27 protein-coding genes are annotated in these 26,456 nt (G+C 67.2%); 21 read left to right on the forward strand and 6 right to left on the reverse strand.

The genetic code is table 11. The features are described 5' to 3' along the window. Position 1 precedes the first annotated feature (1 nt). The 4 genes from ftsA to SOM26_RS06485 all read left to right on the forward strand — a co-directional run bounded on the left by ftsA (position 2) and on the right by SOM26_RS06485 (position 6,876). The gene (ftsA, locus tag SOM26_RS06470; protein ID WP_320451920.1) at positions 2-1,261 is read left to right on the forward strand and encodes a cell division protein FtsA; all 1,260 of its coding nucleotides are present in this window, start codon (positions 2-4) and stop codon (positions 1,259-1,261) included. Between the two features lie 119 nt (positions 1,262-1,380). Then, the gene (gene ftsZ / locus SOM26_RS06475) at positions 1,381-2,925 is read left to right on the forward strand and encodes a cell division protein FtsZ (RefSeq protein ID WP_320451921.1); all 1,545 of its coding nucleotides are present in this window, start codon (positions 1,381-1,383) and stop codon (positions 2,923-2,925) included. 685 nt (positions 2,926-3,610) lie between these two features. After that, on the forward strand, positions 3,611-5,713 hold the full coding sequence (locus tag SOM26_RS06480; protein ID WP_320451922.1) for an SPOR domain-containing protein: 2,103 nt from the start codon (positions 3,611-3,613) through the stop codon (positions 5,711-5,713). Next, positions 5,710-6,876 (forward strand): deoxyguanosinetriphosphate triphosphohydrolase, encoded by a 1,167-nt coding sequence (locus SOM26_RS06485; RefSeq protein WP_320451923.1) that lies wholly within the window; start codon positions 5,710-5,712, stop codon positions 6,874-6,876. Before SOM26_RS06480 ends, SOM26_RS06485 begins: the two co-directional genes overlap by 4 nt. Positions 6,877-6,906: 30 nt before the next feature. Here SOM26_RS06485 and SOM26_RS06490 read toward each other — a convergent pair whose 3' ends face one another. Then, the gene (locus tag SOM26_RS06490; RefSeq protein ID WP_320451924.1) at positions 6,907-7,491 is read right to left on the reverse strand and encodes a DUF4142 domain-containing protein; all 585 of its coding nucleotides are present in this window, start codon (positions 7,489-7,491) and stop codon (positions 6,907-6,909) included. A 151-nt stretch (positions 7,492-7,642) separates the two neighbouring features. Between SOM26_RS06490 and SOM26_RS06495 the strand changes: the two genes are divergently transcribed. After that, positions 7,643-8,062, forward strand: a complete 420-nt coding sequence (locus tag SOM26_RS06495) for a DUF3597 domain-containing protein (RefSeq protein WP_320451925.1) — start codon at positions 7,643-7,645, stop codon at positions 8,060-8,062. A 79-nt stretch (positions 8,063-8,141) separates the two neighbouring features. Here the strand turns inward: SOM26_RS06495 and SOM26_RS06500 are convergent, their stop codons facing one another. Next, a complete protein-coding gene (locus SOM26_RS06500) occupies positions 8,142-8,441 on the reverse strand; it encodes a hypothetical protein (protein ID WP_320451926.1) in 300 nt (99 codons plus the stop codon). Between the two features lie 232 nt (positions 8,442-8,673). Here SOM26_RS06500 and argS point away from each other — a divergent pair, with 232 nt between their 5' ends. The 8 genes from argS to tatC all read left to right on the forward strand — a co-directional run bounded on the left by argS (position 8,674) and on the right by tatC (position 15,249). Next, complete coding sequence (gene argS, locus SOM26_RS06505; RefSeq protein WP_320451927.1) at positions 8,674-10,407, forward strand: arginine--tRNA ligase; 1,734 nt, start codon at positions 8,674-8,676, stop codon at positions 10,405-10,407. Next, positions 10,407-11,150 (forward strand): SPOR domain-containing protein, encoded by a 744-nt coding sequence (locus SOM26_RS06510; protein WP_320451928.1) that lies wholly within the window; start codon positions 10,407-10,409, stop codon positions 11,148-11,150. Before argS ends, SOM26_RS06510 begins: the two co-directional genes overlap by 1 nt. A 52-nt stretch (positions 11,151-11,202) precedes the next feature. Further along, positions 11,203-12,207: a glycoside hydrolase family 3 N-terminal domain-containing protein gene (locus tag SOM26_RS06515; RefSeq protein ID WP_320451929.1), complete on the forward strand. Its 1,005-nt coding sequence runs from the start codon at positions 11,203-11,205 to the stop codon at positions 12,205-12,207. A gap of 55 nt (positions 12,208-12,262) precedes the next feature. After that, entirely contained in the window at positions 12,263-12,985 is a 723-nt protein-coding gene (locus SOM26_RS06520; protein WP_320451930.1) for a segregation and condensation protein A, read from the forward strand. After that, on the forward strand, positions 12,982-13,587 hold the full coding sequence (gene scpB / locus SOM26_RS06525) for an SMC-Scp complex subunit ScpB (RefSeq protein ID WP_320451931.1): 606 nt from the start codon (positions 12,982-12,984) through the stop codon (positions 13,585-13,587). Before SOM26_RS06520 ends, scpB begins: the two co-directional genes overlap by 4 nt. Before the next feature lie 143 nt (positions 13,588-13,730). Further along, the gene (locus SOM26_RS06530) at positions 13,731-13,967 is read left to right on the forward strand and encodes a Sec-independent protein translocase subunit TatA (protein WP_320451932.1); all 237 of its coding nucleotides are present in this window, start codon (positions 13,731-13,733) and stop codon (positions 13,965-13,967) included. A gap of 32 nt (positions 13,968-13,999) precedes the next feature. Next, a complete protein-coding gene (gene tatB, locus SOM26_RS06535; protein WP_320451933.1) occupies positions 14,000-14,458 on the forward strand; it encodes a Sec-independent protein translocase protein TatB in 459 nt (152 codons plus the stop codon). Beyond that, positions 14,455-15,249: a twin-arginine translocase subunit TatC gene (gene tatC, locus SOM26_RS06540; RefSeq protein WP_320451934.1), complete on the forward strand. Its 795-nt coding sequence runs from the start codon at positions 14,455-14,457 to the stop codon at positions 15,247-15,249. The genes tatB and tatC overlap by 4 nt, the downstream gene beginning before the upstream one ends. Positions 15,250-16,049: 800 nt before the next feature. Here tatC and SOM26_RS06545 read toward each other — a convergent pair. From SOM26_RS06545 to SOM26_RS06555, 3 genes are all read right to left on the reverse strand, one after another. After that, positions 16,050-16,184, reverse strand: a complete 135-nt coding sequence (locus SOM26_RS06545; RefSeq protein ID WP_056434194.1) for an entericidin A/B family lipoprotein — start codon at positions 16,182-16,184, stop codon at positions 16,050-16,052. A gap of 271 nt (positions 16,185-16,455) precedes the next feature. Further along, entirely contained in the window at positions 16,456-18,042 is a 1,587-nt protein-coding gene (locus SOM26_RS06550) for a sensor histidine kinase (RefSeq protein ID WP_320451935.1), read from the reverse strand. An 11-nt stretch (positions 18,043-18,053) separates the two neighbouring features. Further along, complete coding sequence (locus tag SOM26_RS06555; protein WP_320451936.1) at positions 18,054-18,224, reverse strand: NepR family anti-sigma factor; 171 nt, start codon at positions 18,222-18,224, stop codon at positions 18,054-18,056. A 248-nt stretch (positions 18,225-18,472) separates the two neighbouring features. Between SOM26_RS06555 and SOM26_RS06560 the strand changes: the two genes are divergently transcribed. The 4 genes from SOM26_RS06560 (at position 18,473) to SOM26_RS06575 (ending at position 21,358) form a co-directional block, all read left to right on the forward strand. After that, complete coding sequence (locus tag SOM26_RS06560) at positions 18,473-19,273, forward strand: response regulator (protein WP_320451937.1); 801 nt, start codon at positions 18,473-18,475, stop codon at positions 19,271-19,273. Between the two features lie 71 nt (positions 19,274-19,344). After that, on the forward strand, positions 19,345-19,482 hold the full coding sequence (locus SOM26_RS06565) for a hypothetical protein (RefSeq protein WP_320451938.1): 138 nt from the start codon (positions 19,345-19,347) through the stop codon (positions 19,480-19,482). A 106-nt stretch (positions 19,483-19,588) separates the two neighbouring features. Next, positions 19,589-20,236 (forward strand): sigma-70 family RNA polymerase sigma factor, encoded by a 648-nt coding sequence (locus SOM26_RS06570; RefSeq protein WP_320451939.1) that lies wholly within the window; start codon positions 19,589-19,591, stop codon positions 20,234-20,236. Positions 20,237-20,350: 114 nt separating this feature from the next. After that, positions 20,351-21,358: a DUF6624 domain-containing protein gene (locus tag SOM26_RS06575; RefSeq protein ID WP_320451940.1), complete on the forward strand. Its 1,008-nt coding sequence runs from the start codon at positions 20,351-20,353 to the stop codon at positions 21,356-21,358. Positions 21,359-21,362: 4 nt separating this feature from the next. On the opposite strand, the gene SOM26_RS06580 is transcribed toward SOM26_RS06575, so the two are convergent. Further along, on the reverse strand, positions 21,363-21,530 hold the full coding sequence (locus tag SOM26_RS06580) for a hypothetical protein (RefSeq protein WP_320451941.1): 168 nt from the start codon (positions 21,528-21,530) through the stop codon (positions 21,363-21,365). A 110-nt stretch (positions 21,531-21,640) separates the two neighbouring features. On the opposite strand from SOM26_RS06580, the gene SOM26_RS06585 reads away from it, so the two are divergent. The 4 genes from SOM26_RS06585 to SOM26_RS06600 all read left to right on the forward strand — a co-directional run bounded on the left by SOM26_RS06585 (position 21,641) and on the right by SOM26_RS06600 (position 26,421). Continuing rightward, complete coding sequence (locus tag SOM26_RS06585) at positions 21,641-24,301, forward strand: bifunctional [glutamine synthetase] adenylyltransferase/[glutamine synthetase]-adenylyl-L-tyrosine phosphorylase (protein WP_320451942.1); 2,661 nt, start codon at positions 21,641-21,643, stop codon at positions 24,299-24,301. A gap of 13 nt (positions 24,302-24,314) precedes the next feature. After that, the gene (locus tag SOM26_RS06590; RefSeq protein WP_414712038.1) at positions 24,315-24,770 is read left to right on the forward strand and encodes a peroxiredoxin; all 456 of its coding nucleotides are present in this window, start codon (positions 24,315-24,317) and stop codon (positions 24,768-24,770) included. Next, positions 24,767-25,591, forward strand: a complete 825-nt coding sequence (locus SOM26_RS06595; protein WP_320451943.1) for a ferritin-like domain-containing protein — start codon at positions 24,767-24,769, stop codon at positions 25,589-25,591. Before SOM26_RS06590 ends, SOM26_RS06595 begins: the two co-directional genes overlap by 4 nt. Positions 25,592-25,677: 86 nt before the next feature. Continuing rightward, positions 25,678-26,421, forward strand: a complete 744-nt coding sequence (locus SOM26_RS06600; RefSeq protein WP_414712025.1) for a M23 family metallopeptidase — start codon at positions 25,678-25,680, stop codon at positions 26,419-26,421. The last annotated feature ends 35 nt before the right edge of the window (positions 26,422-26,456 follow it).

Below are 26,456 nucleotides of genomic sequence, written 5' to 3' on the forward strand. Positions count from 1 at the left end.
CATGGCGAAAATTGCGCCCGAAGGCTTGATTACCGCCCTGGACATCGGGTCGTCCAAGGTATCCGCGCTGATCGTGCGCAAGGGCGATGGCGGCGAGCTGATCGTGCTGGGCACCGGCCAGCGCGAGAGCCGGGGCGTCAAGCGCGGTTATATCGCCGACATGGGCGCGACCGAGGCGGCGGTGCGCGAGGCGGTCGAGCAGGCCGAGCGGATCGCGGGGCTGAATATCGAGAATGTCTGGGTCGGCTTTTCGGCCGGAGGCCTGGTGTCCGACGTCGCCGAGGTCGAGTTCGAACTGGGCGGCCACCGGGTTGAACAGGGCGATATCGACGCGCTGCTGGCGGCTGGACGCAACTCGATCGATCCGCAGGGGCGGATGGTGCTGCACGCGCAGCCCGCGCTCTATACGCTCGACGGGCTGACCGGCGTGAAGAAGCCGCTAGGGCTGCATGCCGACCGGTTGGGCGTCCATATCCATGTCGTCGCCGCCGACGGCTCGCCGGTCCGCAACCTGGACCTGTGCGTCCGCTCGGCGCATCTGGAGGTCAAGTCGATCATCGCCGCACCGGTCGCGACGGGCCTGGCCTGCCTGTCCGACGAGGAGCGCGAACTGGGCGTCGCCTTGGTCGAGATGGGGGCGGGGATCACCAATGTCTCGCTGTTCGCAGGCGGGATGCTGGTCGGGCTGTGCTCGCTGCCGATGGGGGCGGCGGACATTACCGACGACGTGGCCTCTGCCTTCGGCACAAGGCGGCAGATGGCCGAGCGGATGAAGTGCTTCCACGGCTCCGCCAACGCGTCCCCGCGCGACAATCACGACATGCTGCAGGTCACGCCCATCTCCGCCGAGGATGGCGGCGACACGATGCAGATCACCAAGGCGCAACTGATCGGCGTGATCCGCCAGCGGCTGGAGCATCAGATGGGCGAGATCCGCAAGGCGCTCCAGCTTCTGAAGTTCGAGGGGCCGGTGGGCCGCCAGGTCGTGCTGACCGGCGGTGGAGCGGAGTTGAAGGGCATCGCCGATTATGCGCAGCAGGCGCTGGGTCGGTCGGTGCGGATCGGGCGGCCGCGCGGGCTGACCGGGCTGCCCGATGCGCATGGCGGCCCCGCTTTCGCGACGCTGGCGGGACTGGCATTCTATGCGGCGACCGACCCGATCGACCTGCGCAGCATCCCGGCGGTGAACCAGACGGTGCACCGACCGAGCGGCATGGGCCTGTTCCGGCGACTGATTCAGGCGGCCAAGGCAAATTATTAAGCAAATCTGTCCGATCTCAGGCAGATTTGGGTTGGCACCGGGCCGGTCACTGGTGCACTAACACTTATTCAGGGGCCCGGTCTTAGCGTATCGACCGGGAACGGTGGAGTAATATTGGGATGAGCATCGAATTCATCGCACCCGAGGTCGACGAACTGACGCCGCGCATCGCGGTGATCGGTGTCGGCGGTGCCGGCGGCAACGCGATCGCGAACATGATGCGCGCCGAGGTACAGGGCGTGGATTTCCTCGTCGCCAATACCGACGCGCAGGCATTGAAGCAGTCGATCGCGCCGCGGCGTATCCAGCTGGGTGCGAAGATCACGCAAGGTCTGGGCGCGGGAAGCCGCCCCGAGATCGGTCGTGCGGCGGCCGAAGAGACGATCGAGGACCTGTCGCGCCTGCTCGAGGGCAGCCACATGTGCTTCATCGCAGCGGGCATGGGCGGCGGCACCGGCACCGGTGCGGCCCCGGTCATCGCCAAGGCGGCGCGCGACATGGGCATCCTGACGGTCGGCGTCGTGACCAAGCCCTTCGCCTTCGAGGGCAATCGTCGCGCCAAGTCGGCCGATGGCGGCATCGAAGAGCTGCAGAAATATGTCGATACCCTTATCGTCATCCCCAACCAGAATCTGTTCCTGATCGCCAACGCCAACACCACCTTCAAGGAAGCGTTCGCGATGGCGGACGAGGTGCTGCAGCAGGGTGTGCGCGGCATCACTGACCTGATGGTCATGCCGGGCCTCATCAACCTCGACTTCGCCGACGTCCGCTCGGTGATGCAGGAGATGGGCAAGGCGATGATGGGCACCGGTGAGGCCACCGGCGACAATCGCGCGATCGAGGCGGCGCAGAAGGCGATCGCCAACCCGCTGCTCGACGGCGTGTCGATGCAGGGGGCCAAGGGCGTCATCATCTCGATCACCGGCGGCGACGACATGCGCCTGCTCGAGGTCGACGAGGCGGCGAACCATATCCGCGAACTGGTCGATCCCGACGCCAACATCATCTGGGGCTCGGCGTTCAACCCCGAGCTGGAAGGCCGCATCCGCGTGTCGGTCGTGGCGACCGGCATCGACGCCGACGTCAAGGTCGCGCCGTCGCCGACCGAGGCGCAGCGTGGCGGCTTCAGCATGGGTGGCATGGCGCGCAAGTCCGACGACACGCCGAGCTATCGCCCCAGCGAACCGGCCGCTCCCGCTCCGCAAGCCAGCGCGGCGCCCGCCGCCCCGGCCCAGCCTGCCGCTTCGGCCGCCCCGGTGACGGCACCGGTCGCGCCGGTCAGCCCGAGCGTCAACGCGACCATCACCACCCCGATCGCCAAGCCCGCGCCTGCGCCCGCCCCGGCGGCGCCGGTTGTCGAGGACGAGCTGGTGCTGGGCGCCGACACGATGGTCCCCGCCGCTCCGGCCCAGCCCGCGGCCGCCGCCGCTCCGGCCGAGCCCGCGCCCGGCAGCGAGGAAGCGCGTCGCCGCTGGCTCGCCCCCGGCAGCGAAGCCGGTGAGGTTCCGGCACAGCCCGCGCCGCGCGTGAAGCTGGGTGGCACGCTGTTCGAGCGTATGTCCAACGCCGCACGCGGCGCGCCCCGCGATGACGCAGGGCAGGGCGGTTCGGACTCGTCGCTGGATATTCCGCGTTTCCTGCATCGTCAGAACAACCAGTAATTCCTCGCCCGGTTTTCCGGGTTCGAGAGAGATAAAGGGCCCGCGCGATGGGATCGCGCGGGCCCTTTTCTGTGCCGGTGGCAAATGAGCCCGGGCAGTTTTCTGACGGCGTCCTCCCAACCGTAGGTAAGGCCGTCTTCTTAACCCCCCTCCCGCAGGCGGGAGGGGTTGGGGGAGGGGCGTGCCGCACGCTATGATTTTTGAGAGTGCCGACCATGGGGCCTGCATATCGTCTCCACGTTCGGTTTCTCACGACCGTCGGTGGAGTGAACAGGCCGCCTTCATACAGTGTCGCTCGTGGCAGGCCCTTCCCCCAACCCCCTCCCGCCTGCGGGAGGGGGAGCGCTTGGCGTGCGGTCGGTACTTATAGCGGGATGACATGAGGTGGGCTGCTCCTCCCCTGAAGGGGAGGGGCTCGCCCCGGTTCGATACGATGTCATCATGGCCCAGCCATTCCCCGGCGGTGGGGAATGGAGGGGGTCTTCATGCAGAATTGAGGCCGCTGCCGGATCCTACGTCCTGTCATTTCAGACCATGCAAGACGTGCAGACGCTCCGCCTTTCCCAAATCCCCCGCCACCGCCCGACCAACCCCTGTTGGTCGACCGTGCGGAGCACTCGGGCGCGTGCGATGCGCGAGGGCCATTGCCGTTCGGGCTGAAACACGCTTTATGTGGCTTGGTCCCATGACGTTCGCATTCCTTTCCCGCGCTTCGCTGGCGCTCGCCCTGGCCCTTGCGGCCGCACCCATGCCCCTGTTTGCGCAAGAGGTGGTCCAGCCGCTTCCCGGCACCACCGATGCCGATCGGCTGGGCGATGTGATGCGCCGCGTGGCGCAGAACCCGCGCAACGTCGATGCGCTGGTCGAGGCGGCCGAGCTGTCGCTGCATCTGGATGATCTGTCCGGTGCGGCGTCGCTGCTGGCGCGGGCCGAGAAAGTCGATGCCCGCGATCCGCGTGTGAAGGCGGGCATGGGGTCGATCCTGGTCCGCTCCGAACGGCCGGGCGAAGCGCTGCGTTATTTCTCCCAGGCGGAGGCGGCTGGCTTGGCACCGGCGAAGTTCGCGGGCGACCGCGGCCTGGCCTATGACCTGGTCGGCGACCAGGGGCGGGCGCAGCGCGATTACCGGTTGGCGCTGGCCAGCGCGCCGACAGACGAGATCGTGCGGCGCTATGCCCTGTCGCTGGGCATTTCGGGGCGCAAGGACCAGGCGCTCGAGCAGCTCGACCCGCTGTTGCGCAAGACGGACCGGGCCGCATGGCGTGCGCGCGCCTTTATCCTGGCGATGGGTGGCGACCTGCCCGAGGCGACGCGGATCGCCGCGACCATGATGCCGCCGCAGCTTGCGCAGGGGCTGCAACCCTTTTTCCAGCGCCTGCCGACGCTGCCCGCCACCGACCGCGCCTTTGCGGTTCATTTCGGTGAGACACGCGCCACGCCCGAGCGGCTTGCCGATGCGCGTCTGGCCCCGAACCTGCCGCCACTGACGCCCGAGGCACCGGTGGCATTGGCATCCACGACACCTGTTGCGGTGCCCGGCACCGCGCCGACGAGCCGCGAAGATCGCCGCCGGGCCGGGCGGCAAGTGATGCGCGACGACCGCCGCGTGGCCCTGGCCGCTGCGACGCCGGCACCGCGCATAGTCCAGCCGACGCCAGCCCCCGTCACCGCCGCACCGGTGCAGATGGCCAGCGTCGCACCGACGCCCATGCCTGCCCCCGTGACCAACGCGAACGTCGTGGCGGCCGCATCGCCGATGCGGACGGTGCAGCCGCAGCCGGGCTTCTCTACCGCCGCGCCAACGGCCCCGGCCTCGACGCCCGCACCGGTGGCCATGGCCTCGAACGGCACGGCCACGATGATCCAGCCGCTGCCCGCACCGCTGTCCCGGCCCATGGCGACCAGCGGGGCGACGGCGACGGGGCAGCCTTTGCCCGCCTCGCCCGCACCCGCACCGCTACAGATGGTGCAGGCGCTACCGCCCGCCGACCCGGTTCCCGCCCCCGTCCAGACGGCGCCAGCGTCGTCACCGGCCGAGCGCACGCCGCCGACCGCGCTGGCGATGGCCGGGCCGGTTGCTCCCCGCACGCTGACGCGCGCCGCGCGTTCGACACGGCGTCCGTCTCTGGCGGCGACACGGGCGGTCCGCGAGGATTCGATCCTTGCCCGGATCGTCGCCAATCTGTCGATCCCGGCGTCCGAACTGGGCGTCGAGGGCCCCGATCGGCCAACGTCGGTCGCGGCAGCAACGCCGATCGCCTCCGGCCCGCAGCGTGTCCTGGCCGAAGCCCGCGCCAAGACCGATCGCGACCGCGAGGCGCGCGAGAAGGCGGCCGAGACGGTCGAACCCGCCGCTCCCCGCGAGCCCAAGGCCCCGACCGCCGCCGAGCGCAAGGCCGCCGCCGCGAAGCTCGCCGCCGAAAAGAAGGCGGCGGCCGCGAAAAAGGCCGAGGCCGAGAAGAAGGCGCTGGCCGCCAAGGAAGCCGCCGAGGAAAAGAAGCTTGCTCGCGCCAATCCGGCGCGCATCTGGGTGCAGGTGGCGGGCGGCGCGAACGAGGATGACTTGCCCAAGGCGTGGAACGCCGCCAAGTCGAAGGCACCCGAGATGTTCGCCGCGCACAAGGGCTATAAGATGCCGCTGCGCAACACGCACCGCGTCCTGACCGGACCGTTCAAGACGGATGCCGAAGCGCGCGCCTTCGTCAATCAGCTGGCCAAGAAGGGTGTCTCGGCCTTCCCCGTCAGCAGCGAGGCGGGCCAGTCGGTCGTCCGGCTCGACGCCAAGTGAGCCGTTTCGCCCCCTGGGCATCCTATCCCGAACACAGCCGGGGCCGTCGGCACGGCGAGGCGTCGGCGGTGGTGCGCGGCCCGCGCGATGCGTTTCAGCGTGATCGCGACCGGATCATCCACTCGATCAGCTTCCGGCGGCTGCGTCACAAGACCCAGGTCTTCATGGCGCCCGACGGCGACCATTTCCGCGTCCGCCTGACCCACAGCCTGGAGGTTGCGCAGATCGGTCGCACGATCGCCCGCACGCTGGGGCTGAACGAGGACCTGACCGAGGCGCTGTGCCTGGCGCATGATATCGGCCATCCGCCCTTCGGCCATGCGGGCGAGGATGCGCTGAAGTCCGCGCTGTCGGACCATGGCGGTTTTGATCACAACGGCCACACGCTGCGTACCCTGACCGAGATCGAGCGGCCCTATCCCCGTTGGGACGGCCTGAACCTCAGCTGGGAGACGCTGGAGGGACTGGCCAAGCATAATGGACCGGTTCGCCATCCGGGTTGGGCGCTGCGCGAGGCGGATGCGGGCTTTCCGCTCGATCTGGACAGCCATGCCTCGCTGGAGGCGCAGGTCGCGGCGCTGGCCGACGACATCGCCTATGACAATCATGATATCGACGATGGCCTGCGCGCCGGATTGCTGACGCTCGACCAGTTGCTGGCGGTCCCGCTGGTCGCGCGCGGCTGGGACGCGGCGCGGCGCGAGTTTCCCGACGTCGCCCCCAAGCGGCTGGCGAGCGAGCTGATCCGCTCGCAGATCGGGGTGATGGTCAACGACCTGGTCGCCGAAACGCGGCTGCGGATCACCGAGAGCGGGGTGGGGGACGTCGCCGATGTCCGCGCCGCAGGCCGGGCGCTGGTGGGTTTTTCGGACGCGATGCGGGTCGAGGAGCGCGACCTGAAACGCTTCATGTACGTCAATCTCTATCATCATCCACGTCAGCTGGCGGCGGCGGATGCCGCGCATGGCATCGTGCAGGGCCTCTTCGCGGCCTATCATGCCGATCCGGCCAGCCTGCCCCAGGAATGGCGCGACCGCCTGCCCGATGCGGAACCGGCGCGCAGTCGGCATATCGCCGATTTCATCGCCGGGATGACCGATCGCTATGCCGTAAGGTGCTATCGCGCGATGGTGGGCGAGATCGACCTGCCGGAAGGGTTCTGACACCGATCCGGCAGGATCGTCGTTAGGCGATCAGGCCTTCAGGCCCTTCGCCATGTTGAGATGCGCGGTCACGGTCGGGATCAGGCCGGTCGCGAAGGTCTTGAGCGACGCGACGTCGCCCGTCGCGGCATAGGCCTTGAGCGTGTCGAGCGTCTGCTGATGCCCGGCATTCTGCGCCGCGATATAGGCCTGGTCGAACGCGGTGCCGGTCAGGCCCTTCATCTGATCCAGCTGCTGCTGCTGCTCGGCGTTCAGCGTGGGATCGGGCGTGATCGCCGGGCTGGCCGAACCGGCAGCGGTCTTCAGCTTGGCGGTCGAGGCGGTGTGCGCGTCGATCATCTTCTGGGCGAAGCTCTTGACCGAGGCCGAGGCGCCCTTGGTCAGCGCCAGCTTCGAGCTTTCGATCTCGAACGTGTCGCTGGCCGCTGCGGCATTGGCGAAGCTCTGCGATGCGCTGAGCGCGACCGGGGTCGGCGTCGCTGCGGCCATGCCGTTCATGTCCTCGGTGGTCGCCATGGTGTTGGCGGGCGCGGCCTGGTTCGTCTCGCCGCTTCGGCCGCAGCCTGCGAGCGCAAGAAGGGCGCTGGTCGCGAGAATGGTCGCTCGGATCGTCATGTCGTTGAACTCCTGACAGAAAATGCAACGAGGCATAAGCGCGCCGGTCGTCCGGACGTTCCCGGTTTCGTCGATCCGGCGGTGCGATGGATGGGACCCGAACGCCCATCGCATCGTTGGTGGAGCGAACATTAGAGGGAAAGCGAGCGAAATGAGCATCTTCGGCAATATTTTGGGCAAGATCTTTCACCATGGTGAAGCCAAGCCCGCGCCATCATCGGCCCAGCCCGCCCCCACGCCGCAGGCCGCACCGCAAGCCGCGCCGACACCGGCCGCCCAGCCGAGCGCACCCGTCGCAGATACCGCGCCGCAATCCGTCGATGTCGGCGCGGTCCTGAGCGAGATGGCTGCCATGAAGAATGGCGGCGGCAACTACCAAAGCTCGATCGTTGACCTGCTCAAGCTGCTGGACCTGGATTCCAGCCTGGCCGCGCGCAAGGAGCTGGCGGGCGAGTTGAACGTCCATGCCGGTGAGGACGGATCGGCCGAGCAGAATATCGCCCTTCACAAGGCGGTAATGGCCAAGCTCGCCGAGAATGGCGGCATCGTACCCGACAGCCTGCGCAACTGATCGGCACACGCCGCCCAAATGAAAACGGCCCGCGCATCCCCCCCGATGCGCGGGCCGTCCCATACCGGGTGGGGTCGGATCAGCGCGCGCTGGTTTCGACGCCCGCACCCAGTGCACCACGCGCTTCGTCGGTCGAGAAGGCAACCGAGGTGGTGCCGGTCGTGCCCGTCACGCGGTGGCCCTTGACCACGAAGCGGAACGGCTCGCCGCCCGGATAGCGATGACCCTGAATGATCGAGCGGCCATTCTCGTTCGAACGGGTGTAGACATAGGTGCTGCCTTCATGGACGAACGTCTGCTCGCCCTCGGCGGCGATCGCACCGATGGTCGGAATGGCGGCGGCGGCGATGGCCGCCAGGGTCAGGATGGTCTTGCGCATGATCGAAACTCCCGCGTTTTTGCGTTGAGCCGGATCAGGTCCTCTCGCGCTGTGATCGCGCTGTAACTTTCGTATACGGTTATATTGCAGTGCAGCACGGCCAGCAACTGCAAAGGGCTTGGCCAAGGATGCAGATTGCGCAATCGTCAGGGGCGGGAGCCAAGGCATGATTTGAAGCGCGGCTCCGATTTCGCTAGAGCGCAACGCTTTGCTACCCCGATCGGACGATGTGATGACCCTCTACACCCGCTTTGCCGCGCATATCGATGCGGCGCTGGACACGCTGGTCGCCGCCGGCACGCTGCCCGGCGGGCTGGATCGCCGCAACGTGACGGTCGAGCCGCCGCGTGACGCCAGCCATGGCGACCTCGCCACCAACGCCGCGATGGTGCTGGCCAAGCCTGCGGGCACGAACCCCCGCGCGCTGGCCGAGGCGATCGCCGCCGAGCTGGGCAAGCTGGACGAGGTGGACAGCGTTTCGGTGGCGGGTCCGGGCTTCCTGAACATGCGCCTGACCGACGCGGCCTGGCGTGACGAGCTGGCTGCGATCCCGCAGGCGGGGGCGGATTATGGCCGCTCGGCACGCGGGCAGGGCGTGACGGTCAATATCGAATATGTCTCGGCCAACCCGACGGGGCCGATGCACATGGGCCATTGCCGCGGCGCGGTGGTGGGCGATGCGCTGGCCACGCTGCTGGAGTTTGCGGGGCACACGGTCATCCGCGAATATTATGTCAACGATGCGGGCGGCCAGGTCGACGTCCTCGCCCGCTCGGCGCATCTGCGCTACCGCGAGGCGCTGGGCGAGACGATCGAAATCCCCGAGGGCCTGTATCCGGGTGAGTATCTGAAGCCGATCGGTGCCGAATTGGCCGCCGAATATGGCGATCGCTACGTCTCCGCGCCCGAGAGCGAATGGCTGGTCCTGTTCCGCACCCGCGCGGTGGCGGCGATGATGGTGATGATCCGCGAGGATCTGGCGCTGCTGGGCATCCATCACGACCTGTTCTCGTCGGAAGCCGAGCTCCAGGCGGCGGGCAAGCCCGAGGCGGCCGAGGCCGAGCTGCGCGCGCGCGGGCTGGTCTATGACGGCGTGCTGGAAGCTCCCAAGGGCGAGACGCCCGAGGATTGGGAGCCGGTCGAGCTGCCGCTGTTCCGCTCCAGCCAGTTCGGCGACGACCAGGACCGCCCGATCAAGAAGTCGAACGGCGCCTGGACCTATTTCGGTGCCGATCTGGCTTACCACTACCAGAAGGCGCAGACGGCCGACCAGCTGATCGACATCTGGGGCGCCGACCATGCCGGCACCGTCAAGCGGATCGTCGCGGCGGTCGAGGCGCTAACCGGCGGCAAGACCAAGTTCGACGTGAAGCTGGTCCAGATGGTCCGCCTGCTGCGCGGTGGCGAGCCGGTGAAGATGTCGAAGCGGGCGGGCAATTTCGTCACGCTGGCCGATGTCGTGCGGGAGGTGGGCAAGGACGTCGTCCGCTTCACCATGCTGACTCGCCGCTCGGACGCGCAGATGGATTTCGACTTCGCCAAGGTGGTCGAGGCGTCGAAGGACAATCCCGTCTTCTATGTTCAGTACGCCCATGCCCGCATCGCCTCGCTGAAGCGGCGCGCGGCCGAGGCGGGGATCACGCTCGACCAGGGTGGCGCGGCCGATCTGGCACTGCTCGATGCCGAGGATCTGGCACTGGTGAAGCTGGCGGCGCAGTTCCCGCGCATCGTGGAAACGGCGGCGGTTGCGCGGGAGCCGCATCGCATCGCCTTCTATCTCTATGACCTGGCGGCGGCGTTCCATGCGGCGTGGAATGTCGGCAATGATCGCCCCGATCGCCGCTTCCTGATCGCCGAGAATGCCGAGGTCACGCGCGCGCGCCTTTTCCTCAGCGACGGGATCGGGCAAATCATTCGTAACGGTTTGGCGCTCATGGGTGTCGAAGCGGTTTCGGAGATGAAGTGATGGCGAACGAAATGGACCTGCGGGGCTATGACCAACAGAAAGAGGATCGCCTCCCCTGGCTGGAAACGGTCGAGGCCGACGAACCCGAGGGGGTGGGCATCGGCAAGGTCGTGGCGCTCGTCATCCTGGGCCTCGCGATACTCGCGGCGATCGGCTTCGGCCTCTACAAGTGGCAGGCGCACAGTGCCGCGGCGGACGGCGACGGCGCGGTGATTGCCGCGCCCGAAGGCGATTACAAGGTGCGCCCGGCCGATCCGGGCGGGCTGAAGGTCAAGGGCGAGGGCAACACCGCCATCGCGACCAGCGCGGGCAAGCCCGGGGGCACCGGCGCGATCGACCTGCGTGCCGTGCCCGAGGCGCCGATGAACGGCACCCGCGTCGTCGAAAAGCCGGGCGAGCCCGGTGGCGGTCGCAACGCGGTGGCCCAGGTGCCCGAATCGGGTGGCAAGCTGGTCGCTCCCGCGCCCGTCACCGCCGCGCGTGCGCCCGCCGCCGCCCCGAATGCCAGCGGTGCGATGGTGCAGCTGGGTGCCTATCCCAGCGAATCCTCGGCCAATGCCGCCTGGGACCGCTATTCGAAGCGCTTTGCCTATGTCGGTGCGCTGGCCAAGGTGGTCCAGCCGGTCGCTTCGAACGGCAAGACGCTTTACCGCCTGCGCGTGAACGCCGGTTCGGCCAACCAGGCCGCCGACATTTGCGGTCGCCTGCGCGTGGCGGGCGAAAGCTGCTTCGTCGCCAGCTGATCGACCATGCTCCCTGCCTGGGCGACCGGGCAGAGGGTCGGAGTTTCCATCCATGATCCCCGTCATTTTCGGCCTGTCGGGCCCGGTGCTGACCCCCGACGAGCGGGCGTTCTTCGCCTCGGTCGAACCGGCGGGTTATATCCTGTTCAAGCGCAACATCGTCGACCGCGTCCAGTTGCGCGCGCTGACCGACTCGTTGCGTGCACTGGCGGGGCGCGACGATCTGGCGATCCTGATCGATCAGGAGGGGGGGCGCGTCGCGCGCATGGGGCCGCCCATATGGCCGGCATTTCCGGCCGGTCCCGCCTTCGCCAGGCTCTATGACGCGGCTCCCATGTCGGCGATCCAGGCGATGCGCGCCAATGGCCAGGCGCTCGGCCTGATGCTGCGCGAGGTGGGGATCACCGTGGACTGCGCGCCGCTGCTCGACGTGGCGCAACCCGACACGACCGAGGCGATCGCGTGCCGCGCTTATGGTGCCGAGCCGATGCAGGTCGCGGCGCTGGGGCGTGCGATGCTCGACGGGCTGGCGGCGGCGGGCGTGGTCGGCGTGGTCAAGCATATGCCGGGCCATGGTCGCGCCTTGGTCGACTCGCACCATCTGCTCCCCACCGTCACCGCGAGCGAGGCGGCGCTGGCGGTCGATCTCGAGCCCTTCCGTACCCTGTCGAACGCCCCGATGGGGATGACCAGCCATATCGTGTTCGAGGCCTGGGATGCGACGCGCCCCGCGACCCTGTCGCCCGTCGTGATCGACCGGATCATCCGGGGTGCGATCGGCTTTGACGGCCTGTTGATGACCGACGATATCGACATGAAGGCCTTGTCCGGCACGGCGGGCGAAAAGGCGGCGGGCGCGCTGGCGGCGGGATGCGACCTGGTGCTCGATTGCTGGGCGCGGATGGGCGAAATGGTCGAGATCGCCGGGCGCGTGCCCCCGATCATCGCGGCGGCGCGCGATCGGCTCGACCGCGCCATGGCCAGCGTCGGGGCGGGCGAGGGCGACTTTGCCGAACTGATCGCCCGGCGCGACGCGCTGCTCGCCCTGGCCGGATAAGCGGCGACGCGGCCGCATCTCGCCATCGCGGCGGATCGCGGCTAAGCTGGATGCCATGACGGGGGAACAGCTGACGCTCGATCTGGACGGGTGGGAAGGGCCGCTCGACCTGTTGCTGTCGCTGGCGCGCTCGCAAAAGGTCGATCTGCGGCACATTTCCATCCTGGCACTGGTCGAGCAATATCTGCGCTTCGTCGACCGGGCCGGGCGGATGCAGCTGGAGCTGGCCGCCGATTATCTGGTGATGGCGGCGTGGCTGGCCTATCTGAAATCCTCGCTGCTGCTGCCGCGCCAGCCGGATGAGGAGCCCGATCCCGAAGAGATGGCGTTGCGCCTGCAACTGCGGCTGGAACGGCTGGCGGCGATGCGCGAGGCCGGGGCGCGGCTGATGGCGCGCGACCGGCTGGGCCGTGACGTCTTCGCGCGCGGCGCGCCCGAGGGACTGGCGGTGCAGCGCAAGGCCTTGTGGCAGGCCGGATTGTACGATCTGATCGCCGCTTATGGCCGGATCACCGCGCGGACCCGCCCGGTCATGCATGTCGTCGCCGATCGCCAGGTCATGACGCTCGACGCCGCGTTGGAGCGTGTGTCGATGCTGGTCGGCAGCCGGGTCGACTGGTCGGCGATCGAGACGTTCCTGCCCGATGGCAGCGAGCGGCTTCGGCGGTCCGCGCTGGCGTCCAGTTTCCTGGCGGTCCTGGAACTCGCCCGGCAGGGCAAGGTCGAGCTGCGCCAGGCCGAGCCCTTCGCGCCGCTGCTGGTGCGCCAGTCGGCATGACCGAGATCGACCCGACCATCCGCGCGGTGGAGGCCGTGCTGTTCGCCTCGCCCGACCCGATGAGCATCGAATCGATCCGTGCCCATGTCGGCGTCACGAAGGGCGCGGTGGATATCCGCGCCGCGCTGGAGACGCTGGAGGCGCATTATGCCGGTCGCGGCATCGCCCTCGTCCGGCGGGGCGATCGCTGGCATTTCCAGACCGCGCCCGATCTGGCCCATCTGCTGCGCCGCGACCGCGAGGAAGCGCGTCGCCTGTCGCGAGCAGGGATCGAGACGCTGGCCATCATAGCCTATCACGAACCCGTCAGCCGCGCCGAGATCGAGGCGATTCGCGGCGTCGCCATCTCCAAGGGCACGCTCGACGTGCTGATGGAGGCGGGGTGGGTGCGTCCGGCCGGGCGGCGCGAGGTGCCGGGACGGCCGCTGATCTATGCGACGACGCCTGCCTTTCTCCAGCATTTCGGGCTGACCACCAGGCGCGACCTGCCGGGGATCGAGGATCTGCGCGCCGCCGGGCTGCTCGATCCCGTCGATCTGGCGCTGGAGCGCATGGAGGACGAGGACGACCGTGGGGCCACGGAGTCGCGCACGGACGATTGAGCGCTTTCCTTTGCGTCACGGCCGCGTCACAATGGTCCGCCACGGCTCCTGACACCCGATGGGGGCCCGACTGCATCGCCGACACCATTGCCGCTGGCGATGCCAAGGCCTAAATAGATAGAACTATTCCCAGGAGACGTGCCATGGGCAGCTTTAGCCCGATCCATCTTCTCGTTCTCGCGGTCGTCGCGATCCTTCTGCTTGGCGGTGGCCGCTTCTCGAACCTGATGGGCGACGTCGCCAAGGGCGTGAAGAATTTCAAGAAGGGCATGGCCGAGGAAGACGACAAGCCTGCCAAGCCGTCGGCCCGGATCGAAGCGCAAAAGGCCGCCGAGCCTGCGTTCGACCGTGAAGGCGAGCGCGTGCGCGACGATCGCTGATCCGGCCCGACTAGACCCGGCACCGGACATCCATGTTCAACATCGACTCCAGCGAGTTCTTGCTGGTCGCCATCGTCGCGCTTGTCGTGATCGGTCCCAAGGACCTGCCCAAGGCGATGCGTGTCGTCGGCTATTGGGTCGGCAAGGCGCGCGGCGTCACGCGCCAGTTCCGGCAGGGCTTCGACAATATGGTGCGCGAGGCCGAGCTGGAGGAAATGGAAAAGCGCTGGGCGGCGGAAAACGAGCGTATCATGCGCGAACATGCCGCCGATACGCCGCCGGTCACCCCGGTCGACGATACGCATACGTCGCCCGCACCATCGCATGACGCCAGCGCGGCATCTGCACCCGCGTTGCCGAATCCGGCGCATGGAATTGCCGAGCCTAGCACCGACCATAGCGACCGCCCGGTGATGGTGGAAAAGCCCGTGGTCGCGCCCGCGCCCTCCGCCGAGCATCCCCATCGCGGGACCGAGGGGGCCGCGTCGTGAGCGAGCATGACGAGATCGACGCCAGCCGCGCCCCCCTGCTCGAACATCTGATCGAGCTGCGGCGGCGGTTGCTATATTGCATCGTGGCGGTCGGGCTCGCCTTTGGCGTGTCGATGTATTTCTCGGAGACGATCTTCGGCTTCCTGGCCAGGCCGCTTTTGACGGCCGGGCAGGGCAAGCTGATCTACACCCAGATCTTCGAGGCGTTCTTCGTTCAGGTGAAGGTATCGTTCTTCACCGCGGTCATGATCTCCTTCCCGGTGATCGCGAACCAGCTTTGGCAATTCGTCGCGCCCGGCCTCTATCGCAAGGAAAAGCGGGCACTGCTGCCCTTCCTGGTCGCGACGCCCGTCCTGTTCCTGATGGGCGCTGCGATGGCCTATTATGTCGCGGTGCCGATGGCTTTGCACTTCGCGCTGGGGTTCGACGGCATGGTCGGCGGCGTGAAGCGGGAGGCATTGCCCGGCGTGGGCAATTACCTGTCGTTCATCATGCAGTTCCTGTTCGCCTTCGGTCTGGCCTTCCTGCTGCCCGTGCTGCTGATGCTGCTGGAGCGGGCGGGCATCGTCACCCGCAAGCAGCTGATCGGGGCACGACGCTATGCCATCGTCGCGGCGACCGCGATCGCGGCGGTGCTGACCCCGCCGGATCTGATGTCGCAGGTGCTGCTCGCGGTGCCGCTGATCATCCTGTACGAGCTGGCGATCATCGGCATCTGGTTTACCGAGCGGGCGCGGTCCAAACAGGCGGCGGTGGCGGAGGACGACGAGGAAGCCGACGCCACGGTGTGATCGGGCCGGGTTGCGGCCTGCAAAAAAGGGGTCTGGCTGAAGCCGGGCCTTTTTTTGTGCTCCGCGCGCGAGTGTGGCGTTCGAGGGCGCTCAACATGGACGAAGCCGTTGGCCGACCTATCGAGCGACGGTCTGAGCACTGTTGAGCCCAAGCCCAAATTTGGAACGCGACGACACGAGGTGGATGCGAAGAATGCCCCTCCCCTTCAGGGGAGGGGGTGGGGTGGGGCGTCGCCCCGGGCCTGGCGTCTGTGGGAGCGTCCCACCCACAAAGGGAGGGGGAGATCAAGCTGACGTTATCGTGCTCAAATCCAGCCCAAACTACCGCTCCACTCCTGCGAAGGCCTAGGCCTGATCGACGTTCATTTCATTCCTCCCCGGGAAGGGGAGGTGGCAGGGCGCAGCCCTGACGGAGGGGTATCCCGGTTGGAGAGTTTGGGGATCACTCGCCACCAGCGACACCCCTCCACCAGCTTCGCTCATCCCCCTCCCCTTGCAGGGGAGGAATGAATGGAATGTCGATAGGCCTTAGTTGGGGGCACGGGCACAATGGTCCAGTGCGCTTCGTCAATAAGCCTTCCCGACCAGACCTCGGCCCCCGCCGGATTCGCTGGACGATATCTCAAATCAGGGGATCAAACTGGAATTGCGCCGCCTCTCTCACAAGCGGTAACGACGTTGCACCCCAAGATCTGTTCAGCATAGGCGAAGCCGAAGGCCACGCGACCACCCCGCCCCAAACGGAAAAGGGCCCCGACAAAATCCGTCGGAGCCCTTTGCATTTCAGCCGGGTGAAAGGCTTACTTCGCGTCGTTCGCCGTCTTGGCGACGGTGTTGCCTGCCGAACTCACATCGCGGCCCACGCCTTCGACGGTGTTGCAGGCGCTGACCAGAAGTGCACCGGCAACGATCGCCAGACCCATCAGCTTACGCATTCTTTGTCTCCTCTACGAAATCGTTGATCGCCCAATGCGTCAGCAAGACATTCGTTCCGGTCCTGTTACGGACTGACGTAGCTCCGCGCGCGATCGGGGAAAAAGATTAAGGCCTGGAAGCGTCACCGGGGGGGGGGGAGGGTGGACGCTTCCAGGCCTATGGCTTGGACAGCGAGAGCGGGGGGGCATAAGTTCGCTATCCGAAGATCAAAACACGCTGCCAGGGCAGGGGTTCCCGGCTTTCCCGGCAATCGCGAATCTTTTTTTAGGATCAGTCGCGGCCGACGATCGGCACGGCGATCTCATAGGCGCCGGTCAGCGGATCGTGGTGCAGCGGCGCGCGCAGCTGACGCGCCAGACCTTCCATCACGCGCCCATAACGCTTGCCGATGAGGCTGCGCAGATCGTCGGTTTCGACCAGTGCGCGCGACACCACACGCACCAGGGCCCGGTTTTCCTGCTCGGCCGGCTTGATCGCCACGCGAATCTGCGCAGCGGAGTCGCAGTTCATCGCCAGCTCTATCGTCTCGGTCACCAGGAAGGCGACCGCGACCGCGACATCCTGGTTGACCAGCAGCGGCGCCACATCGAGCGAGATGCCGATTCCCGACGCGTTTTCGGGCGCGGTGGCGCGGATATTGGCGGCCAGTTCGCCGATCATGGTGCGCAGGTTGAGCCCGCGATTTTCCTCCAGTTCGGCAAAGTGATGGCGATGCACGACCGCCAGCGCATCGACGCGCCGCTGGATCGACGAATAGGCCGCCATGGCCTCGGGGCTCGTCGCGCCGCGTGCATGGAAATTGATCAGGCTGGAGATGACCTGCAGGTTGTTCTTGACCCGGTGATGCACTTCGCGGGTCAGCTTGGTCTGGCGGACCAGCCCTTCGGCCAGACCGGCCTCGTGGGTGGCGACGGTGCGGGTGATCGCCTCGAACGTGTCGGCCAGGTCCCGGATTTCCTGCGCGGGCGCCGCCTCGACCTGCGAGATGTCGAGCACCTCGCCTGGCTGATAGGTGGCGACGATGGCGCGCAGTCGCCGCAGCGGACGGATCAGCAGCCGGTCGACGATGAACCAGCCCAGCACGACCGCGGCCAGCCACATCAGCAGCGGCAGCGCGAGTGCGACGATCAGCGACGAGGTGATCGGCGCGCTGGGTGCCGAGGTGCGCAGGACCAGCCCGGCGATGCCGAGTTCGGTGCGCATCGACTTCATGCGCTCCAGCGTCGAGGATTTCGGCCGCTGATGGATGGGCAGCAACTCGCCATCCAGTTCCAGCGCCGATTCGACCGGCATCGCGGTGCTGCTCTGGTCGATTAGCGACTGGAGAAAGGGCAGGGGAAAGAAGGCGCGGGCCTGGGCGCGGCCGTCCTGGCTGGACGCCGCCAGGACCAGTCCCTTGCCCGGCAGGACGTCCGCGCTGAACGGCGATCCGTCGACCGGGGTCGGCAGCGCGGCGGGCAGCGGATCGCCGCACAGCGTCCGGCCGTTGCGATCGGTGATCAGGAAGCGCGCGCCGGTCAGCGATTGCTGCGCGAAGACGCCCTGCGCCCGAGCGCAGCTCGCCATGTCGAGCGGGTCCTTGCCCATCGCGCGCACCGCGACGCGCAGCGCGGTCATGTCGCCCATCAGTTCGGCGGCGATCGCCCGGGCATCTTCGTTCGCGGCGATCCGCAGTCGGCCGCTGGCCTCGCTGTCGGCTAAGCGCGTCGTCTGAAGCGTGGCGAAGACGGCGATCGCGGCAAGGATGAGCAAAGTGCTGCCGAGGACGAGCACGAGTTTTGCGCCCGTCGCCAGGCGGGGCGGGGCGGGACGGAGGCGCTCGGGCGCCTCGACGTCAGTGGGTGGAATGCTGGCCATGTGGCCGGACGTCAGCCCAGCTTGCTGAGAAGATCAAGCATCTCGTTGGGGATCTTTTCGTCCACCGTCTTCTGGTAGGCCTGGCGAAGCGCCGAGCCCGCATCTTTCTCACCACCCTTTTGGGGAGCGGCGGACGGCGTCTTCTTCGTCTTGTTGCCCAAACTCAAAATATCCCCCTGCACGACCCACTAGCGGGGCAACCGACGCATTGGCAGCCGTGGCACCGCCGGTCGGCGTGACGCCCAAAGCCATAGTTGATGTGGCGATGAAACCAAATTCGATCTGGTTGGTTCCCGATACGATACGAAAAATCCGAGTGCCCTGCCGTTCGCGGCATGGCGGGCGGTGATTTCGCGGAACGGCATTGAAAACACGAGCGTGGACCAGCACATCGGGTCCTCGCCAATACCTCAGGGAGTGATCATTACCCATGTCGCTTGGACAGCAGCTTGCGCCCCATCTTCCCTTCCTGCGGCGCTATGGCCGGGCCCTGACCGGCAGCCAGATGCACGGCGACAAATATGTCCGCGCCACGCTGGAGGCGATTGTCGCGGCCCCGGACCAGTTTCCGCGGGACGTCGATCCCCGCCTTGGCCTGTACCGCATGTTCCAGGGCATCTGGTCGTCGGCCAATTATGACGAACTGGACAATGACGGCACCGATGCGGACGGTAACGAAGGCGTGGCGCGCGCTCGCCTTGCCCGGATGACCCCGCTGTCGCGGCAGGCGCTCCTGCTTACCGCGATGGAAGGCTTCACGCCCGAGGACGCGGCCTATCTGATCGACGTCGAGCCGAGCGAGGTGGAGAATCTCGTCTCCGAGGCGCTGGCCGAGATCGAGAACCAGACCCGTGCCCGCGTGCTCATCATCGAGGACGAGCCGATCATCGCGATGGATATCGAGACGATCGTGCGCGACCTGGGTCACGAAGTCACAGGCGTCGCCGTGACCCGTGACGAGGCGGTCGCGCTGGCCATGGAGGATCGTCCCGGCTTGGTGCTGGCGGATATCCAACTGGCCGACGACAGCTCGGGCATCGATGCGGTCAAGGACATCCTGGCCGAGTTCGAGGTGCCGGTGATCTTCATCACCGCCTTCCCCGAGCGTCTGTTGACCGGCGAGCGTCCGGAGCCGACCTTCCTGATCACCAAGCCCTTCCAGCGTTCGACCGTAAAGGCGGCGATCAGCCAGGCGCTGTTCTTCGACCAGAGCACGGTTCCCGCCGAGTAATCGGCAGGGCCGGGACAGGCATAAAGCAATCGGTTACGGACCCAAAACGGTTGAGAGGCGTTGAGGTAGACATGGCTGATTCCAATGAACCCATTCATGTCGCCAAAGAGGATGCCAGGGCAGGCTCCACGCCGCATGTCACGCGGTATGTCCTGCCCATATCGTTGGTGCTCGTGATCGTGATCTTCGCCTTCCTGGTGTTGCGCTGATACGAGTCCGGCCGAATATGGTCCCGGTATGGCTGGCAATTCTGTCCCGGCCACCTTATATTTTGAAACGGTCGATGCTTCGGCCGTTTCCGATGATCGGATTTTCATGACGCAGCCACTGACGCGGGACGATATTGAGGACGACGCGGTCGAAGCGCCCGTCGAACACGTCGCGCTGCCAGATTCCGAATTCAAGGCGGAGCTGGCGCGGGTCATCCCCCATCTTCGCGCCTTTGGCCGCTCGCTGTCGGGCAGCCGTGACCTCGCCGACGACCTCGTGCAGGAAACGCTGCTCAAGGCATGGGCCGCGCGGCAGCGGTTCCAGGCAGGCACCAACATGCGCGCTTGGACCTTCATCATCCTGCGGAACCTCTATCTGTCGCAGATGCGCCGTGCGCGCTTCAAGGGCGAGTGGGACGATCTGGTCGCCGACCGCATCCTGGCGGCTCCGGCCAGCCAGGACCGCCATGTCGAACTGGGCGATATGCAGCGCGCGCTGATGCACCTGCCTCAGCCGCAGCGCGAGGCCCTGATCCTCGTCGGCGCGGGCGGCTTCGCTTATGAAGAAGCGGCCGAAATCTGCAACGTCGCGGTCGGCACGATCAAGAGCCGCGTCGCGCGCGGCCGCGTCGCGCTGGAGACGATCCTGACCGAAGGCTCGCTTCCCTCGCGTCGTCTGCATGAAACGGACAGCAGCAAGACCGCTCTCGATACGATCATGGGCGATGTCGATCAGTTGAGCGGAGGGCGGTAAGCGCTTTTACTTTTTAGTTTTTAATATTTGGCCGTCCCGGCGTCGATCGGGGCGGCCATTTTCTATTTGGGCGATTGGCTTGACAGCCATGGGGTGATCTTGTCCGATCCGCTCATGCGCGTGCTGACCCTAATCTTTACCGCCTTTCTGCTGACGGCAGCTACACCGCCGGTCCCGGAGGTGCTGAAGCCCTATATTCATGGCGATCGTTTCGATCCGGGCGATTACCGGTGGATGAAGGGGCGCTTTCCGGATGCGACGCCGGAGGAGAAGGCGCAGGACAAGCAGGTCCGGGATTGGATGATGGCGTCTTACACGGCTGCCCTGACCGAAACGCGGGCGGACCTTCTCGCTCTCGGCATTACCGATCCCCAATTAGAGGGAGCACCTGTTGGGGGCTTGGTCTACTCCCAAGTCGCGTCCTTCATCGACACTTCGCTTTGGTCGAGTTTTGCCGCGTTTCAGCAGTCGCTCGAAACGGCCCGGCCGATCGCCGACACGTATTTGCTGGCGGTGAAGACCGCGAAGAAGGTCGGCGCCCCCGATACGCCCAAGCTCCGCGATCTGTTGATGGCGCGTCCGATGGCTGAACAAATGCTTCGTTATTCGAGTAGTTGGGGGGAAGCGGACATGGCTGACGCGCCCGTCTTACCAGAGCCGGTAAAGGCCATCGTCCTTTCGCGTCTGATGACGGCGTTGCGCATGGAGGATCATGAAAACACCGAATGGCTCAAGCAGATCGTTGCGAGGCAGGGGTGGCCCAAACGCTCGGAAGTTGGCGACGATCCAGCCCATCAAGCGTGGCTGCTGGTTCAGCACGCCGATGCCGATCCCGCGTTCCAGCTCACCGTGTTGCGTGCGATGGAGCCGCTCCTGTCAAGCGATGACGTGTCTAAGAAAGACTATGCCTATCTCTATGACCGCGTGATGCTGAAGATCACCGGCAAGCAGCGTTATGGGACGCAGGCGATGTGCAACAATGGCAAGCGCATGCCCAGGCCTCTGGAAAATGATAAGGCGGTTGACCGGCTGCGCGCAAAGGTAGGGCTCAAGCCCATGCCAGACTATCTGGCAGGCATGGACAAAATTTACGGCCAGTGCCCGCCGGGTAAGAGGCTATAGCCGTTCAAGTCCGCTTGCACCGCTGGTCCAGTCGCGCCAGCAGGCGCACCCAGATGTCCGGGAGCCGCGTCGGCCGCGAATAGGCCGAGCGGAGCGCGCAGCCGATATCGTCCGTGCGCTGGGGTGCGCGGACGAAGCGGATGTCGCTGGTCTCGGATTCGGTGCTCGTCATGCCAACATAACCAATCACGTCTTGACAAGTTGCAAATCCTCTGAATTGCTTTTTGTTAACCTGCTGGAAAGCGTTTCTTTCGACGGCGCGGACGGGGTAGAAGCCGTGGCATGAACACCCTGTCCCGTTCCCCATTGCCCGACGCGGTCGATCGCGCGCGTCGGTATTCGTCTTTCCTGGCGATGCTGCTCGACCGGGAGCCGGAGATTGCGGCGGCGGCGCAGGCGGGCGAGCTGCTCGCACTCCGGGGCGTGGCGGACGATCTGCCGGTCGGTACGCGCCTGCGTCGCGAGCGGCGCGCGTTGGCGCTGACGGTGGCGCTCGGCGATCTGGCCGGGCTGTACGACCTGACGGACGTGACCCACCGGCTGACCGACTTCGCCGACCGCGCGCTCGACGAGGCGATCCGCGCCGCGATCGAGGAGCGTACGCCGGGGGCAGAGCCGGTCGGCTTTGCCGCCATCGCGCTGGGCAAGCAGGGCAGCCGTGAACTCAATTATTCGTCCGATATCGACCCCATCCTGATCTTCGATCCCATGACGTTGCCGCGCCGCCCACGCGAGGAGCCGGAGGATGCGGCGGTGCGGATCGGCAAACGGGTGGTCGAACTGCTCCAGGCGCGCGACGGCGATGGTTATGTGCTGCGTGTCGACCTGCGCCTGCGCCCCTCGCCCGAGGCGACACCGATCGCGATTCCCGTCGAGGGGGCGATCGCCTATTATGAAAGCCAGGCGCTGACCTGGGAGCGGGCGGCGTTTATCCGTGCGCGGGCGGCGGCGGGCGATACCGCGCTGGGCCGGCGTTTCCTCGACGCGATCCGCCCGTTCGTATGGCGACGCGCGCTCGATTTCGGCGCGGTCGGCGAGATTCGCGACCTGACCCGCCGCATCCGCGACCATCATGCACAGGGCCAGGCGATGGGGCCGGGCTATGATCTGAAGCGCGGCCGGGGCGGCATTCGCGAGATCGAGTTCTTTGCGCAGATCCATCAGCTGATCCATGGCGGCCGCGATCCCGCCCTGCGCGCGCCCGCCACCCGCGATGCGCTGGCCCGGTTGGCGGAGGCGGGGCGGATCGACGCGGTCGATGCGGCGGCACTCTCCGATGCCTATGTCCTGCTGCGGACGATCGAGCACCGGGTGCAGATGATCGACGATCGCCAGACCCACCAGCTGCCGATGGGCGAGGGGACGACACGCGTCGCCCGGTTGCATGGCCTCGCCGATGGGCAGGCGCTTGTCAGGTTGCTCGCTCCGATCACGGCGCGGGTCGGGGCGATCTATGATGCACTGGATGCCGATGAACGGCCGCGCCTGCCGCATGATCCGGTGCTGTTGAACGAACGGCTGGCGGCGGCGGGCCTCAAGGATGTCGAGGCGGCGACCCGGCGGATCGCGGCGTGGCGTGGTGGCGATTATGCCGCGCTGCGCAGCCCGGCGGCGCGCGAGGCGCTGGACGCGGTGCTGCCCACCCTGGTCGAGGCGCTGGGTGAGGCACCTGACCCCGATGCCGCGATCCTGAAGCTCGATTCGCTGTTCGAGCGGATGACGAGCGCGATCAACATCTTCCGCCTGCTGGAGGCGCGGCCGGGCCTGGCCAGCCTGACCGTCGCGATCCTCAGCCATGCCGCGCCGCTGGCGGCCGAACTGGCGCGGCGGCCGGCGCTGCTCGACGGGCTGATCGATGCCTCGGCCTTTGAGCCCCTGCCTGCGGTCCCATTCCTCGAACGCGACATGCGCGGGGGCGAGAGCGGGCAGGATTATCAGGACCGGCTGGACCATGTTCGCCGCGTGGTGGGTGAGCTTCGCTTCGCCCTGGGCGCGCAGATCGTGGCGGGGCGTGCCGATCCGCTGGAGGTGGCGGGCGGCTATGCCCGCGTGGCGGAGGCGGCGGTGGGGGTGCTGGCGCAGGCGACGGTGGATGAATTCACCACAGCGCATGGCCGGGTGCCGGGCAGTGAGCTGGTCATCCTGGCGCTGGGGCGGATGGGGGGTGCGGCGCTGACCCATGCCTCCGACCTCGACCTCGTCTATCTGTTCACCGGCGACTTCGCGGGGGAGTCGGACGGGCCGAAGCCGCTGGGCGCGACGCTTTATTACAACCGGCTGGCGCAGCGGGTGACGGCGGCGCTGTCGGTGCCGACCCAGGCCGGGCCGCTCTATCCGGTCGATACGCGGCTGCGGCCCTCGGGCACGCAGGGGCCGCTGGTCGTGTCGGTCGAGAGTTTCGCGCGCTATCAGCGCGAGGACGCCTGGACCTGGGAGCATATGGCCCTGACCCGCGCCCGCCCGATCTACGGGTCGGATGCGGCGCGGGCAGAGGTGGCCGCGATCATCGCCGATGTGCTGAACGGCAACCGGCCGACCCGCGACGTGGCGGCGGAGGCCGGTGAGATGCGTGCCGAGATGGCGCGGCACAAGCCGCCACAGGGGCCGCTCGATATCAAGCTGCTGCCCGGCGGTCTGGTTGACCTGGAGTTTGCGGTGCACCGGGCGCAGCTGATCCACCGGACCGGCTTCGATCCCGATCTGGGCCGGGCGATCGCGGGGCTGGTCGCGGCTGGGCTGATGCCGCTGTCGATGGCGCAGGCGCATGACGTGCTGACCCGCGCGCTGGTCGCCTTCCGCCTGCTGGTGCCCGATGGGCAGGAGCCGCCCGAGCTGACCCGCCCGCTGATCGTGCGCGCCATGGGCCTGCCCGACTGGGCGGCGGTGGTTGCCACGCTGGCGGCGACGCGTCAGGAGGTGGGCCGGATATGGTCCCAAGCGTGATGGGGAGATGATGATGCAACAGGGTGATGCGATCCCGGCAGTGACGGTCACGGCCGCGAACGACGCGCCGCTGGCGATGGGCGACCTGGCCGGGCCGCTGGTCGTCTATTTCTATCCCAAGGACGACACCAGCGGCTGCACGCGCGAGGCGCAGGACTTCACCGCATTGGCCGGGGATTTCGAGCAGGCGGGCGTCCGGGTGATCGGCATCTCGAAGGACAGCCCCGCCAAGCACCGCAAGTTCGCCGAAAAGCACGCGCTGGCGGTCGAACTGGTCAGCGACGAGGACGGCGCGGCGTGCGAGGCGTTCGGCGTCTGGGGTGAAAAGAAGCTCTACGGCAAGACCTATATGGGCATCGAGCGCGCGACCTTCCTGTTCGGTCGCGACGGCACGCTGGCGCAGAGCTGGCGCAAGGTGAAGGTGCCGGGCCATGCCCAGGCCGTGCTGGAGGCGGTGCGCGCGCTTTGACGACGATCGCCCAAGCCTGCGCGGCGGTGCTGCGCGAAAGCGATCCGCGTGCCAAGGTACGGGCCGCGCGGGCGGTGGCGCGTGGCTGGCGTCGGGGAGCGCTGGCGCATGAATTCGATGTCGCCATGCCCGACGCGCCGGGGCGCCCCGATCGCCCCGAGCTGCTGCCACCCAACCGGATGCCCAAGCGTGGGCGCGGCGGATCGGAAAAGGGGCGGATCGCGCTGCTCCATGCGCTGGCGCATATCGAGTTCTCGGCGATCGACCTGGCCTTCGACGCGGCGGGGCGGTTCGGTGCGCAATTCCCGCGCGCCTTTGTCGACGACTGGATCTCGGTCGGCGCGGACGAGGCGATGCATTTCGCGGTGCTCGATCGCCGGTTGCGCACGCTGGGCTCGGGCTATGGCGCGCTGCCCGCCCATGCCGGTCTGTGGGAATCGGCGGAGGCGACCGCGCATGATGCCATGGCGCGGCTGGCGGTGGTGCCGATGGTGCTGGAGGCGAGGGGGCTCGACGTCACGCCCGAGACGGTGGCGCGGGTCCGCGCCGGGGGTGACGAACCCTCGGCCCGCATCCTCCAGCGCATCTATACCGACGAAATCCGGCATGTCGGATTTGGCGCGAAATGGTTCGGTTATCTCGCCGCCGGTCACGACATCGAACCCGCGCAGCACTGGCAGATGCTGGTCCGGCGGCACTTCCGGGGCGTCGTTAAGCCACCGTTCAACGTTTCGGCGCGCGAGTCAGCCGGTTTGACGCGCGATTTCTATGAACCCCTTGCGGACATGGAACCCGTAAAGGCACAAGCTGACCGTCTGTAACGCGGTGGGGCTGCGAAACAGGATTGGATGGACGAAGCCGGCAATCCCGACTGTGGGATCGCTCGGCGAGAGCATGTCGGGGTTCGATGAAGCAGCTTGCACTATCCGGTAAATCGATTGCTTCGCGCGTCCGATCCGTTGTTGCCACCGCCGCCGTCATCGGCCTGATCACGCCCGCAGCCTTTGCCGCCTCGGCACCCGCCGCGCCCAAGGCGTCGAGCCGGGCCCCCGCCTCGGTCGGCGGTGAGTTCATTCCCGCCAACAGCGCCGAGGCCTCGGCCGACCTTCGCACCGACCAGCAGTTCCGCACCCTGTTCCAAAGCTGGAAGAAGATGGACGCCCGCCAGAATGGCGTGATCGCGATCCCGTCGGTCCATCCGGTCGAAAAGCTTCAGTTCACCAGCAATTTCGGCATCCGTTCCGATCCGTTCCGGGGCACCGCCGCGATGCACGCCGGGGTCGATATTCCGGGTCCGATCGGCACCCCCATCTATGCCACCGCCGACGGCATCGTCGACCATGCGGGCTGGCAGGGCGGCTATGGTAACCTCATCGAGGTCAACCATGGCAAGGGCATCGCGACCCGTTACGGCCATCTCTCCAAGATCCTCGTCGCCGACGGCGCCCGAGTGACCCGTGGCCAGCTGATCGCGCTGATGGGTTCGACCGGCCGTTCGACCGGCTCGCACCTTCATTACGAAGTCCGCATGGACGGCCACGCCGTCAATCCCGTGCCTTTCCTGACGACGGGCGATTATCTGACCGCCTCGCAGGATCATGCGATCCACCAGATTCCCGTGTCGACCGACGGCCCGGCGGCGCAGGACTGAATTTCGATCCTCCCTGGCACGGGGAGGGGGGACCG

The sequence above is a fragment of the Sphingomonas sp. CFBP8993 genome (assembly GCF_034044895.1).
Lineage (GTDB): Bacteria > Pseudomonadota > Alphaproteobacteria > Sphingomonadales > Sphingomonadaceae > Sphingomonas.